This window comes from Ammoniphilus oxalaticus (genome assembly GCF_003609605.1).
Taxonomy (GTDB): Bacteria; Bacillota; Bacilli; order Aneurinibacillales; family RAOX-1; genus Ammoniphilus; species Ammoniphilus oxalaticus.
Genome location: NZ_MCHY01000013.1, coordinates 45,633 through 60,874 on the forward strand (window position 1 = coordinate 45,633; position 15,242 = coordinate 60,874).

Consider the following 15,242-nt stretch of genomic DNA (forward strand, 5'->3'; position numbering starts at 1 on the left):
AAATCTCATATGCAGCCCCAAAAAACGAAAGCAGCCAAGCAGGCTGCCTATAAAATAGTGATTTTATTTAAAATTGACTATACGCTTTCAACTTGATGCCGTTCCGATCAATAATTTGTGTTCGCACAAGCGCCTTTTTCTCCATTCTTTCCAAAATGGAAATCATCTCAAACGAACGGTCATTAATGTGCGGGTGCGTTAAAATTTCTTCAATCGTCCATGCTTCTTTTCGACTCGCTAACAGATCCAATAAAAACGCTACGCCTTTTTCCAATTTTGACAGAACTAAAAAATCTAACGCCAGCAAAAACAATTCAATTCTTTTATCCAACGGCTCCTTAGAAGTAGACAATTCTTCATAAAGTTTGTAAACAGACGAATCAATGACCTTCACCTGCTTCCACAACAACATATCAGGTTGTTGACCTACTTCCAACACAGTCAAACGGGCCATGTGCTGCAGCGACTGGTGGACACGATGTAAGGAATCAAGGAAGTAACCTTTTTTCAATAATTGTTTCGCTTCCGAGTAAAGATGGACTATTTTCGTAAATTCAACAAATATGCGCTCGCTATGAACAGCTTCACGCTCAAGTTCAATCACTACATAACGGTGACTCATCTAACCTCTCCTCCTACATTCAAATGGAGTCACCGTATCATTTCTTCGTAACGATGTTCAATTCCTGCTTGAAAAATAAAATGACAAAAATTGAACCGATTTAAAAGACGGACAATCTGTTCTTTTTATCACGTAAGTGCTATACTTACAGGTAAATCTAGGCCCTTGATCGAGTTTGGGAGGTCGAAAACATGTTATTTACCGGTAAATTAAACAGAATGAGAAATTACGCAATGTTAACCTGTTTCTTTGGAATTGGCGTTATGTATATCGGTTATGCGGGATTCGCGGGATTCCTCGGTTCATTTTTCCAATCGATGGTTTTTATGGCTGTCTTTTTCATCCTTGGATTGCTTTGTATACTAGGAAGCTGCGTTTTTTACATGTACATCGGGATGCTTTCTTCTAAAGCCCTTCAAGTAGAATGTCCGAAGTGTAATCGAATCACAAAGTTGGTCGGTAAGACAGACGATTGTATGTATTGCAGACAGACATTGTCGATTGACCCTCAATATGCCCCGAAGCAAGAAGCGGAAGCATAAGCGCGCGACTCGGCGGAGTTGCCCCGCGCTCAGTACACGCTAAACAGGCGTAGGAAGGAACAATACGTTTCTCCTACGCCTGTTATTTTTAGAAGACAACCCTCACGGCAAGCACCGCTCCACTCAACTAGACCAATCTTAATGCTCGGCTTTCTCGCAAAGATCGCATGTTCCGTAAAATTCTAAGCGATGCGAGGAAATTAAAAAGCCGGTTGATTGTTGCGCTTCCTGTTCCAAACGAGCGATCGGCGGACGATCGAAATCAACGATCCTCCCGCAAATGGTGCATATACAATGATAATGATCACTCATATTCCCATCAAAACGACTGGAAACATCCCCGTACGTCAGTTCTCGCACTAATCCTACTTCTTTAAACAATTTCAGATTATTGTACACAGTCGCTACACTCATATTTGGATATTCTGGCTCGATTTCCTTAAAAATTTCATCGGCCGTAGGATGAGTGATTGTCTCCATTAAATAGCTTAAAATAGCTCGCCGCTGTGGCGTCATACGGATTCCGTTATGCTTTAATTTTTCAACAGCGTGATGCAATCGCTCAGCTGACATCACATTACACCTCTCCATGCATGAACATTCATTCCTTTTAGTTTATAAAGTATCCTAGCTTTCTGTCAACTTATTATACGTTATTACAGTGTTAATCACTCGACGCTTCATGCAGTGTCGGTTCTGGTTTGCCAAGTTGGCAATTGACATAACGAGCCGCAATAAACAATAAATCAGATAGCCGATTTAAGTATTGGATGACAATGGGATTTACTTCTTCCATTCGCCCGATCGAAATCGCCCGACGTTCGGCCCTTCTAACTACTGTTCTAGCAACATGTAACATCGCTCCCGCTTTACTTCCACCTGGCAGGATAAACTTCGAGAGCGGCTCAAGACTTAATTCCCATTGATCAATTTTTTGTTCCAAAAACAAAACATCTTCAGCGGTTATCGGCCATGTTACTTTTTTACCGCTTGGTGTCGAAAGCTCGGCTCCAACATGGAACAACTTTGTTTGAATCACATGGAACGCTTTTTGAAAATGGCCCCAGCGCCCCTCCGTTGGAATTTCAGCCATGGCTACTCCAATGAATGAATTGGCCTCATCACATGCGCCGTATGCTTCTACACGTTCATTATCTTTGGGGACACGTTGACCATAAACGAGACTCGTTTCTCCTTTATCGCCTGATTTCGTATAAATTTTCATCGACTATTCCTCCTTTGCTTCTACATTCTCAGCTAGATCTATCTGGCTTTTTTTTGGGCCCCATCGGTCGGTCATTGCGATTTGGGCGGCTCGTCGCTTCTTGGATCATTTTTATTCCGTTGCTGTTGGCTTTGTCGATATTGTTCCAAAAGCTTTTGGAGAGCCTCATCAGAAACTTCAATAAAATAATCCAATTCTCTCATCGTCACTATGCAGTTGTTTCTTCCGTCAACCGTAGTGAAACGGAACAAAATTCTCCCCCCATGAACAACGTCCGCCACTTCCCAGACAAACTTCGTGCCTGTCTTGAAGTGTTTGCCGCGACCATATGTGGGTTCAAACGGCCGATAATTCTCAACAACCCACATAAAATAACCTCCCTTTTTTAGATATTATGCAAGGAGAAAGGGAAGTTTTCTTAAAAAATAAGTTTAGGAGCCCGCTCCTTTGTAATGTCGGACCCCTACATTCCAAACAAACAAACCAATTGCGAAAAAAATTGCCCCCATTAACGGGGTCAACCAAACATAGTTATACAATTCCTGACGCTTCAGAAAAAAAGCGGATGGATAGACGCCGACGAATGCAAATGGCAATACCCACGTTAACAATAAACGGATCGCTTTATTATATATGTCAACGGGATAACGGCCGTAGTTTTGAATGTTGAAAATCATCGGCGAAATCCCCGTTTTCGAGTCGGAAAAAAATCCAATTGCGGCAATGCCCGTATACACACCGCCATAAATCAACACCCCAGAACCGATCAATAAAACAAACATGAGCGGGTCATACCAGGCGACCTGCAATTTTAATTGGATGGCGGCATAGCTCATAATAATTAAGCCAGTTACCGCCCCCGCCAACGATTCGGGTTCCATACTTTCCAACATCACTTGGAACAAATTATGGGCAGGACGCGTCAACACACGATCCATCTCCCCTTTAATAATATAGCGTTCTTGAAAATCCCATAAGTTAAAAAAGGTAGAGTAAAAAGCGTACGGGATAAGAAAAAAGCCATAGATAAAGATGATCTCATCGCGAGACCACCCTTTGATCAATGTCGTATGTTGAAACACGACCAAAATAAAGACCAAATTGACAATCTGAAAAATAAAGTTCGACACAATTTCATTTAAAAAATCCATCCGATAGGTCAACTTTGTTTTTAAATATTGCTTCAAATAATCCCAAAAAAGCCCAAGATAAAACATGCTATCCTCCTTGCACAATCAAGGTTTTCTTCGCCTTCATCCAGAGCAGCTGAATCGGCGCCCACAAAACGAGTGTCCAAATAAGTTGAACACATAAGGATGTTGTAATTTGCTGTCCCGTCGTTCCACCTGTGAAAATCATGCCCGGTAAATAACTGATCGCTTGGAATGGAAGATACTCTAACACTTGTCTCGCCCATTCAGGATAAAAACTAATCGGTAAAATCAACCCCGAAAACAAATCAACAACGACCCTTTTTGCCCGCATAATCCCCTGATTGTTTAAAAGGAAAAAGGCCACAAGTCCGGTCAAAAGGTTAATTTGCGTATTGATCACAAAACTGAAAACTAAACTAACCATATACCAGATCCATGTTACCGTATCTTGCGGAAAAACGATCGGAAATAAAAAGGAAACGATGACCATCCCTGGCACAGAGAAAAATAGCAGGCGGAAGATCCCTTCGCCAAACGCTTGCATCACTTTTACGACTAAATAGTTGTAGGGTCGAACCATTTCAATGGCCACTTTTCCGTCACGAATCTCTAGCGCCATTTCACGATCGATATTATTAAAGTAAAACGCCCGAGCCATCCATGAAATCGCGACATACGTTGTCATCTGCCCTGCCGACAAGCCGCCCATGGTCACTTGCCCGCCATAGATCGCATCCCATAAAAAATAGTAAGCCCCGATATTAATGGAATAGATGATGATCCCCGAATAGTAATTTACCCTGTACGCTAACATCATCAGGAAGCGGATGCGAATCACTTCCAAATACATACTAAACATGGGACATCCCTTTCTGATAAATCTTCTGCACAATCTCCTCCGTGCTCGTCTCCTCGATTCGGATATCGGTTACGTTAACATATGGTGTGATCCGAATGAGCAGGTCCGAGACTGAAATCTGATCACTATGGAACATCGCCTTATATTTAATCGGGTTTTCTTGTTTCCATTCCAGGCTTATTCCTTCAGTATATTTCTGTAAATCACCCAACGCGATCGGTTGATCAAACTCAATCACCGCGCTTTTTCCGCCGCCCCAATTTTCCCTCAGTTTTTTTAACTCGCCGTCGTAAATAATTTTCCCTTCATCTAACATGACAACGCGCGGACAAAGCGCCTCGATGTCACCGAGATCATGTGTAGTCAGCAATACCGTCGTCCCGTATCGCCGATTTAATTCTTGCAAAAATTCGCGGATCTTCATTTTAACCAATACGTCTAACCCAATCGTCGGCTCATCTAAAAACAACAAAGGTGGATTATGGATGAGCGCCGCGGCTAGCTCACACCGCATTCTTTGCCCCAAACTTAGCTTGCGGACAGGACGCGTCAGCAACTTCTCTATTTCCAAAATCTCCACAACTTCGCCCATAAATTGTTTATATTGCGCATCTGGAACACGATATACTTTTTTTAGTAGTCGGAATGATTCCTGAACGGCGATATCCCACCATAATTGGCTGCGTTGCCCGAACACGACCCCAATCGTCCGCACAAACTTTTCGCGTTCATTATGCGGATCCATTCCATTAACCCGTAAATAACCTGAAGTCGGCTGTAAGATTCCTGTCAACATTTTAATGGTGGTCGATTTCCCAGCCCCATTTTCACCAATATAACCGACCATTTCTCCTTGTCCAACTTCAAATGAAATCTCATTGACCGCCCTCATCGTTTGATATTCTCTTGCTAATAGGTCGCGGAAAGCCCCAACCAGACCTTCTCGACTCCGATAAGATTTGAACTCCTTGGTCAAGTTTTTCACTTCAATTCTTTGCATTACCTGGCCCTTCTTTCTTTTTATGTAAAAAAGTTAACCATCTGAATCATTTATGTTACATTGAGTATAACACGTTTTAGGAGGTTGCTTATGAATAGGCAAAGATCTGAACAACTGTACGAACAAGCGCTAGAGTGTATCGTTGGCGGCGTGAACAGCCCTTCACGTTCATTCAAAGCCGTCGGCGGCGGAGCGCCTGTTTTTATGGAACGAGCCGCAGGCGCGTACTTTTGGGATGTCGATGGGAAACAATACATTGACTATTTAGCCGCCTATGGCCCGATAATTACGGGACACGCCCATCCACATATTACGAAGGCGATTACACGCGCAGCAGAAAATGGAACGTTATACGGTACGCCGACTACATTGGAAATCCAATTTGCTACCATGCTAAAAGAAGCCATCCCTTCGATGGATAAGGTCCGCTTCGTCAATTCAGGAACAGAAGCGGTCATGACAACGATCCGCGTTGCCCGAGCCTACACAGGAAGAACGAAAATCATCAAATTTTCAGGATGTTATCACGGGCATTCCGACCTTGTGTTAGTTGCCGCGGGATCTGGTCCAGCCACACTTGGCATTCCCGACAGCGCGGGGATCCCAACATCAATTGCAGAAGAAGTAATCACTGTTCCTTTTAATAATATCGATACATATAAAGCCGCTTTAGACGAATGGGGCGATCAAATTGCCGCGGTTCTAGTCGAGCCGATCGTAGGTAATTTTGGAATGGTCTCTCCAAATCCGAGTTTCCTAGAAGAAGTGAATCGCCTCACACATGAAGTCGGCGCGCTTGTCATTTATGATGAAATCATTACCGCCTTCCGCTTTATGTACGGCGGCGCCCAAAACTTGCTTGGGGTAGAACCAGATTTAACCGCTCTCGGAAAGATCATCGGCGGCGGGCTACCCATTGGCGCTTACGGCGGTCGTAAAGAAATTATGGAAAAAGTCGCGCCGCTTGGACCTGCTTATCAGGCGGGCACAATGGCCGGGAATCCTGCTTCGATCTCGGCGGGAATCGCTTGTCTCGAAGTGTTGCGAGAGCCTGGGATTTATGAACAGCTCGATCGCTTAGGAGCCACGCTTGAAGGTGGGCTCAATGAAGCCGCTCAAAAACACGGCATCGACTTGCAAGTGAACCGAATCAAAGGCGCTCTTAGCACCCATTTTACAAAGGAGCCCGTGACCAATTACGAACAGGCTGAAAAAGCGGATGGCGAAGTTTACGCCCAATTTTTCCGCCAGATGTTGGATCAAGGCATCAATCTTGCTCCTTCCAAATATGAGGCCTGGTTTCTAACGATTGCGCACACGGAAGAAGATATAATTAAAACGATTGAAGCGGTGAACCAAAGTTTTATCAAGATGAAATAGATCCAAATTGGAAAAACAACAAACAGACGCAGGAAAGAGATTTATTTTCTTGCGTCTGTTTGCAATTGATCAGTACGCTGCCCATCGGTGAAAAGCTGACCAAAAGGAACTATTTCGTCAATGAGGAAGGATTATCAATAAATCGATAAAATGAGTCTTCATCCGAGGGATCCAGTTCTCTCACGGGAGTGATCGTCCTCGTTTCAACATCTGTTCCACGAATTTCAGCGATTAACGCATCGCCTTGGAATACTTGCATTTTTTCTAAATCGCCTGGTTCTATTGGAAGTGCTCGGACGGAAAATGATCTTGAAGGAGAAGGTTCCATAATGCCATCCTTTCAATTTAATTTATTTCATTCTCTATATTTCCTATTGCTCATATCTTTTACCCTTTCGCGCAAGATAAAGATGGAGGTGGTATTGTGGCAAAAAGAAAAATTCCTTCCCGATTAGATCAGTTAGGAAAACCAACAGAAATGAGTCCGCTCTCTGATGTGACAAAACGTTCTGAGTTTGCGCCGCCTATACTCGAGGTGACAACACCCCTTGAGGTAGAAGAACCATCGTTAGAAATCAGAAGCCCTTCTTCGGTGACCTCGATTTACTAATATGCAAGATGGTGATACCCAACCTCTACGCTAAAAAAGGTGAGCCGTATTCGGCTCACCTTTCCTTGTCTATCCCTCTAAATGTTGCACGGTATACAATCGATGATACAACCCTTTTGCTTTCATTAATTGTTGATGGGTTCCTTCTTCTTCAATTCTTCCCGCCGCTATAACAACAATGTGGTCCGCGTGTGTAATCGTCGATAAGCGATGGGCGACGATGAAAGTCGTGCGATCCTTCGCTAAACGGTCCAGTGATTGCTGAATCAATTGCTCTGATTCTAAATCAAGCGCCGACGTCGCTTCGTCCAAAATTAAGATCCGAGGGTTTTTCAAGAACACCCGAGCGATCGAAACCCGCTGTTTTTGCCCGCCTGATAATTTAACGCCTCGTTCGCCAATCTCCGTGTCATATCCATTAGGCAATCCGATAATAAACTCATGGGCGTTAGCCGCTTTAGCCGCTTCGATCACTTCGCTCATTTCAGCATGGGGGTTACCCATTAATATATTTTCTTTGATCGAGCCGCTGAACAAAATATTGTCCTGCAACACCATCCCGATCTGTCGGCGAAGACTTTTGACCGTAACGTCTTGTATGTCATGACCGTCAATACTCACAGTCCCTGCCGTTGCGTCATAAAATCGGGGCAATAAACTAACTAGCGATGATTTCCCACCGCCACTCGGACCAACGAGGGCAATCGTCTGCCCCGCTTGGGCCTCCAAGCAAATCTGATGTAATATCTCATCTCCCGCCTCTTGATAACGAAAAGAAACACGATCAAAGCTGACATCGCCCTTTACTGTTTTTAACTCAACAGCCTGTTGCTTATCTTGGATATCGTACGTTTCATCAAAAAGTTCAAACATCCGATCCATCGAAGCAATCGATTGTGTTAAACTCGTGGAAGAATTGACAAGACGTCGCAAGGGACTATACAACCTCTCTAAGTAGGCGTAAAAAGCAACGAGTTCTCCGATCAACAACTGACCGTGAACAACTTGGTAACCGGCATACCCAATCACCAGCAATGGAGCTAGATCGGTTACCGTATTCGTGATCGCAAAAGTTTTCGCATTCCAAACCGTATGGTCAACCGCTTTTTTCAAGAATTGATGGTTTCGTTTATCGAACTGAGCTTGTTCATGCGCTTCTAAGCCAAACCCTTTGACGACAGCCATTCCTTGCACCCGTTCATGCAGATGACCTTGTAATTCAGCCAGCGCTTGTGAACGCGTCCTCGTTAAATGTCTCAATCGTTTATAAAACACTTTAATTGAAATACCATACAACGGAAAAACAGAAATAGCGACTAAGGTCAATTTTGCATCCATACTGAGCATGATTCCAATCGCAATCAACAAAGTCGCTAAATCCAACCAGATATTCATCAATCCCGTCACGACGAAAGTCTTCGTTTGTTCAACATCGTTGATCATTCGGGAGATCACTTCTCCGATTTTTGTGTTCTGATAATATCTTAATGAAAGTTTCTGCAAATGAGCAAATAGCCGATCACGAATATCATAGAGTATTTGATTGGAGGCAAGTTGAGCGAAATATTGTCGGTAATATTCGATCGGATAACGAAGCGCAATAAATACGATAAACGCTCCTCCCATCAACCAATACAACTTTTCCAGCTTTAATTCAATCGGAAGATCCGTCAGCAGCAAGTCATCGATCACGTACTTAATAATTAACGGCATCATTAACGGGATTCCAAACTTCAACAACCCAATCATGATGGTCAATACAAGAGACTTCCAGTAAGGTCGCACAAATATAAAGTATCTCTTGATACTATTCACATTCGGCACATCCCTTCAACAACCTCACTTAACTGAGATAAAACGAACCCCCTCTATACAATAGCAGTTCGTAAACCGTTGCAAAGAGAGGGTTATCTATTTTTCATAACTAAAAATCGCTCGTACCACCGTTCAACAAATCCAGGTTGGAAAGCCCCGCGTTTCTCCTGAATCCACGTAATCACCTCTTCAACCGCGCGATTGACTTGGGCTGTTACTTCCGCGGGATAATTCATCTGTTGACTATGTAGCGTAAATTCTTCCTGATCTAAAACGACATACGACAAATCAGGATAGATCTTCACATCTAAATCATAGTCAATATAGGATAATACGTCGTTTCGCAAACTAAACGGAGACCCGATATTGCAATAATAATGGGTGCCATCATCGCGAATCATCGCAATGGTATTAAACCACTGGCCTCTGCCAAATGTGCAAATAGCCGGTTCTCTCGTGCGCCATTCCCTGCCATCCGATTCTGTGACTTTGACATTATCGTTTGCGCCGATTAAAACTGAATCACTCAAATGAAGAACCATTGTCTGATCCCATGCTCGATGCAACATCTTGTTATGCTTATAACTCTCTACTCGCACGCATGCGCCTTGGGTAGCCACTGTTTTCCTCCTTCCACATGATTAATCATGATTCGAAAGTTTTTTGGAAAGTGTAATATACTCTTGCGCTTCATATCCCAAACTGTGATAGAAAGGAATCACTTGCTGATTATCCTGATTGATCATAATAATAATTTCTGTCGCGCCTCTTTGTTTGAAACGCTCTTCCAAAGCTTGTACCAATTGTTTGCCAACACCATGTCCTTGGTATGTAGGATCCACGGCCAAACGATAAAAGTAGGCCTTGGAGCCATCTAATGAACCGACAATCACTCCGACGACTTTTTCTTCTACTTCGGCAACTAACACCAGTTCACTATCCCACGCAACTTGCTTAGCTAGATCGTCAAGAGACACTGTCTCCTTATTTGCCTCTAAGCCTGTCTCTCTCCATATAAAGGTGATCGCAGCGTAATCGCCTAATCGAAAAGATCTGATTCTCACGGCTTCGACCTCCCTATCTTGATTGATCTTTTCTCAATTTTACACTATTTAGTCACCAATTGTCTGCCTTCTAAACGAGTATTCCCTTTTATGCAAAAGTTTCCGATTTGTAAACGTGGCATCCCTCATTATACATGAAAGCGTCTTGAAGAAGGGTAAGAGGTTTTGTCGAATGAACATCCGTTAGTGTCGCCCGAATAAATCGAAATCACCGCTCATTTACAATTTTGATATACTAAAAAACAACTTTATGATACTTTTTAGTTGATTTAGTATTCAATATTGGCTATAATTAGAAATGGAAGCAATATACATATTAATGAAGGAGGAATTTAATTATGGCTAAGTATGAATTACCAGCTCTACCTTACGCGGCAAACGCGCTTGAGCCGCACGTTGATGAAGAAACAATGAATATTCACCATGGTCGTCATCACCAAGCTTATGTAAATAACCTAAACGCTGCTTTAGAAGGACATGACAACTTGTCCAGCAAGAGTATTGAAGATCTAATTGCTGATTTAGACGCAGTACCTGAGAACATCCGCGGGGCAGTTCGCAACAATGGTGGCGGACATGCTAACCACGCGCTTTTCTGGGAAATCATGAGTCCAAACGGCGGCGGAACTCCTACTGGAGATTTAGCTAACGATATTAACAGTACTTTTGGGAGCTTTGACAAGTTCAAAGAAGAATTCGCAAAAGCTGCTGCAACACGTTTTGGTTCTGGTTGGGCATGGTTGATCGTTGATAACGGCAAGCTAGCTGTTACAAGCACTCCAAACCAAGATAGCCCAATCATGGAAGGCAAAACGCCAATCCTAGGTTTAGACGTTTGGGAGCACGCTTACTACTTAAAGTATCAAAACAAGCGCCCTGACTACGTTTCCGCATTCTGGAACGTTGTTAACTGGGATGAAGTGAGCAAGCGTTACGCTGCTGCGAAATAATAGATAAGAGAGGCTGTCCGCATGGACAGCCCTTTTTATTTCAATAAGGAATTAAATTAACGGTGACAGATCGTTGAACAACGTTTGAACCGTCTAACTCTAAGTATTATCCAATTTAAGTAAAAAAATCAGTCAATCTAAAAAAAATCCTTTGATAGGAAGCAGGGAACGTATAGTCATCCAATTGACCCCAATCCACCCAATGGCCTGCCTGTTCCTCCATCTGCTCCACCTCTACATAAAAAATAACCATATTCCAAATCAAGTGTGAAAAGATATGTTGTTGCTCTAAAATGGGCATGAGTGAAAGAACCCTAAGACCTTGTTGCTTTAGATGGTGTTGTAAATCGTGTTGATTCCCCTCCGCATTTGGCAATTCCCAAAGGCTAGCCAATAACCCTTGATCAGGACGTTGGCGAATTAAGATTTGTTCATTATATTTTATGAATGCAACCGACAGATCAACGGGTCGAGGTGGTTTCGCTTTCCCCTTTACAGGTAATTCCTCTTGAATTTCCAACCGCTTCGCTTCGCAATGAGAAGAAACAGGGCATTGTTGGCAACTCGGCGATCTTGGCGAGCAAATCAAAGCCCCGAGTTCCATTAACGCTTGATTAAAATAAGACGGATTATGCGCGGCAATCATCTCTCTAATGATCTCTTCAAACTGACGCCGCGTCCTTACCTTTTGGATATCTTCTTTTATATTCAATAAACGCGAGAGCACTCTCATCACGTTGCCATCGACAGCTGGTTCAGGCTGGTCATATGCGATACTCAAAATTGCCCCTGCCGTATACGGACCAATTCCCTTTATCTTAATAATTTCAGTAGGATCATTCGGCACATGGCCACCATATGTGGCCTGAACTTCTTTCACCCCGGTATGCAAATTTCGAGCCCTTGAATAGTAGCCGAGGCCTTCCCACATTTTCAAGACATCCTCTTCTTCGGCAGCCGCTAGCGCGTCTAGCGTCGGAAACCTTTCCACAAATCGCTCAAAATACGGAATCACAGTATCCACCCGCGTTTGCTGCAACATGATTTCCGAAACCCACACTTTATACGGATCCTTATCCTTGCGCCAGGGCAAATCACGCAAGTTCCTTTCGAACCAATGCAATAATTGATCTTGAAACGTTTTGACATCGAAATTACGTATCATTGGATGTCTCCGCAAAAGCCCACATGTTGATTTTTTGCGCGCCGCCACTTATACATTCCGCAAAAAACGTTTTTTCCTCGCAACGCAACTTTTTAAAACGGTTGTACTCTTCAATACTCTCTACATCGAACATCTCCACAAACAATAAAGGCTGGTGAATACCTTCAAAATGTTGATAGTTACGCGCCTTTTGTTGCGCCATCCACTCTTTAACTTCTGGCATAATCGCTTCGTACGCCGCTCTATATTCTGGTTTAATTTTATATTCCATAAATACTTTAATCATTTCATCACCCCATTTAACATAAAAAGTGACCCCTCGTCGAAGTGAAGCGTCACTGTTACTTGCTATTCATTTATAAGACGGTTCCCCGCCTCGCTTCGTCCCACTTTTTAAGTCTAGCTAACCCGTAGCTGATCGCGAGTCCAAACAACGCCCCGAAAAATACATCGCTAACAAAATGAACCCGCAGATAGACCCTCGAAATCCCAATTATCAAAGCGATTACCAAAGCCACGCCGCCCATTCGCGGAAAAAACAAGGCAAGCGCCGCCGCCGCGCTGAAGGAAATCAACGTATGTCCAGATGGAAACGAATACGATGTTGGCATCTCGATCAAAAGATCAATCGGGTCCACCAACGGTCGTGGTCTAGCGAACAAAATTTTCAAGACATACTGGACCAAGGCAGCGGTTAAAATCGCGACAGCCGTATAAATTCCCGCCTTGCGACTCGATTTAAACAACAGTAAGAGTCCAACGAGCAAAAACCATACAGCTCCCCCATTGCCGATCTCGCTAAAAAAAATCATCAACGTATCTAACATTTCAAATTTCCCCCGAGCGATATACTGTTACCTAGCTCCACATCTACCTTCAATCATACCATCTTATTCCCAATCAAGCATATTGATATATTTTCTAAAATGGATACACTAGCTTAAACAGTAAGGTATAGGAGGCGACTCATGATGATACGTGTCGCGGTAGGATCAAAAAACCCAGCAAAATTGCGAGCAGTAGAAGCGGCGTTTAGAAGAATGGGAATTGCGGCGGAGGTCGTGGGAGTCACCGTTCCTTCAGGCGTTTCCTCTCAACCGTTCTCTGACAATGAAACATTAACGGGCGCGATAAATAGAGCAAAAGCTGCGATAAGCAACGGATATGATTTTGCGATTGGACTAGAAGGAGGCGTTGTTGAAACACCGCCATATGGCCTTTTTTTATGCAATTGGGGGGCTATTATCGATCAAATAGGGGAAATTGGGGTGAGCGGCGGACATCGGCTGCAATTACCTGAAGAAATCGCGAAAGAACTGCGCAAGGGACATGAATTAGGTACCGTGATTGACCGCTGGGCAAATGGCGCAAATATTCATAAAAATGAGGGAACAATCGGCATCCTGACCCGCAACCAGATTAGACGAGAGCAAGTATTTGAGGATGTTGTCATTTGCGCCTATGCTAAGTTCATAAAATAGGATAGTCGGCGAAGATGTAATCGTTCATTACTTACTTCGCCCGCCTATCGTTTTAGTTGGTTACTTTTCCCGCTCATCTTGCTCCTCGCTTGTCTTCCAAGGAGGATCCCCGATTTTATGAAGCCATTGGTTGATGAAATAAATGCCCAATGGAATAACAGAAGAACCAATCGCCGCAAAAATAATCCCAATTGGCGGAATGTAACCCCATGCTTTAGCGAATTCCCCCATCTATCCTATCCACTTCCTTCCTAGTATCGCATTAAATTATTTGTCCGCCCTAACTCCTCTAGCTTTGGCAATTAGAAACAATATAGATGGAACAATCATAGCGATAAAACACCCATACAAACTGAAGATTGCGCTAAGTTTTGCTAAGTCAACATGTGTCGCCGGCACCCTGGCCAACAAAATAATAAGCGGTGACAAAATAGATAGGTAGACAATCTTTTTTCCTTTCTTAAAAACAGAGCGAAACGTAAGCAGCGCAATATCATAAGACATTGTTGCCGTATTGAAGAGGGTCATAACCCATATTGTAAAAAAGATCGATTCAAATCGCTCAAAAAACCCACCCGGAATGTCGACATGCCTTGCCAGTTCAATCGTCGGATAAACAAACGTTCTTATTACCTCATTGCCAAACACGACGATACTAAAAAAATAGATAAACAAGTATAAAAAAGTAACGAGAAACACCCCGAACACACTTGCTTTCGCAGCCTGTTTCGGTTTTTTCATATACATAACATAAATCAAAACAATCTCAAAGCCGAGGAACGAGAACAGAGCGCTTTTTGCCCCCGTTAAAATTCCTTGCCAGTCCGACATTAAAAAGGGTCTTAGCCTTTCAGCATCAATAAAACGAAAGTTCATGACCCCGATCACCATCACTACTGTTAAGATGATTGGAAAAAACATCATGTTTAGACGTAAAATAGCGATTCTTTTCCCAAAAACAGCATAAATGACGACAAGTAGAAAAAACAACATAATCACTTCGATGGGCGTTGTGGCGAATAAATACATTTTGGAAATATTGCCAACAGACCTCACTATAAAAGCGACATTGATCAGAGCATATATTCCCACAAGGAAGGTTATGACATTGGCAAACGGTTTGGGAACAACCTGAGATACATACTGAATAAATGTTTGTCTTGGGAATCGACTTGCTAATTTAGCGGCGATAGCCGCAAATATGCAAATGACGATCCCCGCTATAAAAATAGAAAGCAAGCCATCTCCCGCGGATGTTGCCTCCGCTAATGTCCTAGGTAAGGTAATAATCCCGATCCCTAAGGTGGTTGAAGCGACGGCGATCGCAATGACCTTCGGACTAACCTCATGATTTCCGCTTTGGAAAGACTTCATT

General features: G+C 43.1%; 21 protein-coding genes. 5 read left to right on the forward strand and 16 right to left on the reverse strand.

Translation table 11 applies throughout. From position 1 onward, the window contains the following. Positions 1-67: 67 nt before the first annotated feature. Positions 68-622 (reverse strand): hypothetical protein, encoded by a 555-nt coding sequence (locus tag BEP19_RS16650; RefSeq protein WP_120191075.1) that lies wholly within the window; start codon positions 620-622, stop codon positions 68-70. Between the two features lie 191 nt (positions 623-813). Here BEP19_RS16650 and BEP19_RS16655 point away from each other — a divergent pair, with 191 nt between their 5' ends. After that, positions 814-1,164, forward strand: a complete 351-nt coding sequence (locus BEP19_RS16655) for a DUF2614 family zinc ribbon-containing protein (RefSeq protein ID WP_120191076.1) — start codon at positions 814-816, stop codon at positions 1,162-1,164. Positions 1,165-1,302: 138 nt separating this feature from the next. Here the strand turns inward: BEP19_RS16655 and BEP19_RS16660 are convergent, their stop codons facing one another. The 6 genes from BEP19_RS16660 to BEP19_RS16685 all read right to left on the reverse strand — a co-directional run bounded on the left by BEP19_RS16660 (position 1,303) and on the right by BEP19_RS16685 (position 5,402). Then, a complete protein-coding gene (locus tag BEP19_RS16660) occupies positions 1,303-1,737 on the reverse strand; it encodes a Fur family transcriptional regulator (RefSeq protein ID WP_120191077.1) in 435 nt (144 codons plus the stop codon). Positions 1,738-1,828: 91 nt separating this feature from the next. Beyond that, complete coding sequence (locus tag BEP19_RS16665; RefSeq protein WP_120191078.1) at positions 1,829-2,389, reverse strand: cob(I)yrinic acid a,c-diamide adenosyltransferase; 561 nt, start codon at positions 2,387-2,389, stop codon at positions 1,829-1,831. A gap of 71 nt (positions 2,390-2,460) precedes the next feature. Continuing rightward, positions 2,461-2,757, reverse strand: a complete 297-nt coding sequence (locus BEP19_RS16670) for a hypothetical protein (protein ID WP_120191079.1) — start codon at positions 2,755-2,757, stop codon at positions 2,461-2,463. A gap of 63 nt (positions 2,758-2,820) precedes the next feature. Beyond that, complete coding sequence (locus tag BEP19_RS16675) at positions 2,821-3,606, reverse strand: ABC transporter permease (RefSeq protein ID WP_120191080.1); 786 nt, start codon at positions 3,604-3,606, stop codon at positions 2,821-2,823. A 1-nt stretch (position 3,607) separates the two neighbouring features. After that, complete coding sequence (locus tag BEP19_RS16680; protein WP_120191081.1) at positions 3,608-4,402, reverse strand: ABC transporter permease; 795 nt, start codon at positions 4,400-4,402, stop codon at positions 3,608-3,610. Continuing rightward, positions 4,395-5,402, reverse strand: a complete 1,008-nt coding sequence (locus BEP19_RS16685; protein ID WP_120191082.1) for an ABC transporter ATP-binding protein — start codon at positions 5,400-5,402, stop codon at positions 4,395-4,397. Before BEP19_RS16685 ends, BEP19_RS16680 begins: the two co-directional genes overlap by 8 nt. 90 nt (positions 5,403-5,492) lie before the next feature. Between BEP19_RS16685 and BEP19_RS16690 the strand changes: the two genes are divergently transcribed. Continuing rightward, the gene (locus tag BEP19_RS16690) at positions 5,493-6,782 is read left to right on the forward strand and encodes a glutamate-1-semialdehyde 2,1-aminomutase (RefSeq protein WP_120191083.1); all 1,290 of its coding nucleotides are present in this window, start codon (positions 5,493-5,495) and stop codon (positions 6,780-6,782) included. 109 nt (positions 6,783-6,891) lie between these two features. On the opposite strand, the gene BEP19_RS17785 is transcribed toward BEP19_RS16690, so the two are convergent. Then, the gene (locus BEP19_RS17785; RefSeq protein WP_170145416.1) at positions 6,892-7,041 is read right to left on the reverse strand and encodes a hypothetical protein; all 150 of its coding nucleotides are present in this window, start codon (positions 7,039-7,041) and stop codon (positions 6,892-6,894) included. 165 nt (positions 7,042-7,206) lie between these two features. Between BEP19_RS17785 and BEP19_RS16700 the strand changes: the two genes are divergently transcribed. Beyond that, on the forward strand, positions 7,207-7,392 hold the full coding sequence (locus tag BEP19_RS16700; RefSeq protein WP_120191085.1) for a hypothetical protein: 186 nt from the start codon (positions 7,207-7,209) through the stop codon (positions 7,390-7,392). Between the two features lie 69 nt (positions 7,393-7,461). Here the strand turns inward: BEP19_RS16700 and BEP19_RS16705 are convergent, their stop codons facing one another. The 3 genes from BEP19_RS16705 to BEP19_RS16715 all read right to left on the reverse strand — a co-directional run bounded on the left by BEP19_RS16705 (position 7,462) and on the right by BEP19_RS16715 (position 10,271). After that, positions 7,462-9,207 (reverse strand): ABC transporter ATP-binding protein, encoded by a 1,746-nt coding sequence (locus BEP19_RS16705; RefSeq protein ID WP_120191086.1) that lies wholly within the window; start codon positions 9,205-9,207, stop codon positions 7,462-7,464. 92 nt (positions 9,208-9,299) lie between these two features. Beyond that, positions 9,300-9,827 (reverse strand): DUF402 domain-containing protein, encoded by a 528-nt coding sequence (locus tag BEP19_RS16710; protein WP_120191087.1) that lies wholly within the window; start codon positions 9,825-9,827, stop codon positions 9,300-9,302. Positions 9,828-9,848: 21 nt separating this feature from the next. Continuing rightward, positions 9,849-10,271, reverse strand: coding sequence for a GNAT family N-acetyltransferase (locus tag BEP19_RS16715; RefSeq protein ID WP_120191088.1), 423 nt, complete (start codon positions 10,269-10,271; stop codon positions 9,849-9,851). A gap of 338 nt (positions 10,272-10,609) precedes the next feature. On the opposite strand from BEP19_RS16715, the gene BEP19_RS16720 reads away from it, so the two are divergent. Continuing rightward, complete coding sequence (locus tag BEP19_RS16720) at positions 10,610-11,221, forward strand: superoxide dismutase (protein ID WP_120191089.1); 612 nt, start codon at positions 10,610-10,612, stop codon at positions 11,219-11,221. 115 nt (positions 11,222-11,336) lie between these two features. On the opposite strand, the gene mutY is transcribed toward BEP19_RS16720, so the two are convergent. The 3 genes from mutY to BEP19_RS16735 form a co-directional block, all read right to left on the reverse strand. Then, complete coding sequence (mutY, locus tag BEP19_RS16725) at positions 11,337-12,386, reverse strand: A/G-specific adenine glycosylase (protein ID WP_120191090.1); 1,050 nt, start codon at positions 12,384-12,386, stop codon at positions 11,337-11,339. Further along, positions 12,376-12,672: an MFS transporter gene (locus BEP19_RS16730; protein WP_120191091.1), complete on the reverse strand. Its 297-nt coding sequence runs from the start codon at positions 12,670-12,672 to the stop codon at positions 12,376-12,378. The genes mutY and BEP19_RS16730 overlap by 11 nt, the downstream gene beginning before the upstream one ends. Before the next feature lie 70 nt (positions 12,673-12,742). Beyond that, entirely contained in the window at positions 12,743-13,213 is a 471-nt protein-coding gene (locus tag BEP19_RS16735) for a phosphatase PAP2 family protein (protein ID WP_120191092.1), read from the reverse strand. A 141-nt stretch (positions 13,214-13,354) separates the two neighbouring features. On the opposite strand from BEP19_RS16735, the gene yjjX reads away from it, so the two are divergent. After that, positions 13,355-13,867 carry an inosine/xanthosine triphosphatase gene (yjjX, locus tag BEP19_RS16740; protein WP_245983668.1) on the forward strand — a complete coding sequence of 171 codons (513 nt, stop codon included), beginning with the start codon at positions 13,355-13,357 and terminating at the stop codon, positions 13,865-13,867. Between the two features lie 60 nt (positions 13,868-13,927). Here the strand turns inward: yjjX and BEP19_RS17790 are convergent, their stop codons facing one another. Then, positions 13,928-14,098 (reverse strand): hypothetical protein, encoded by a 171-nt coding sequence (locus BEP19_RS17790; protein WP_170145417.1) that lies wholly within the window; start codon positions 14,096-14,098, stop codon positions 13,928-13,930. Between the two features lie 36 nt (positions 14,099-14,134). Further along, entirely contained in the window at positions 14,135-15,241 is a 1,107-nt protein-coding gene (locus tag BEP19_RS16745) for a GerAB/ArcD/ProY family transporter (RefSeq protein WP_120191093.1), read from the reverse strand. Position 15,242: the final 1 nt, after the last annotated feature.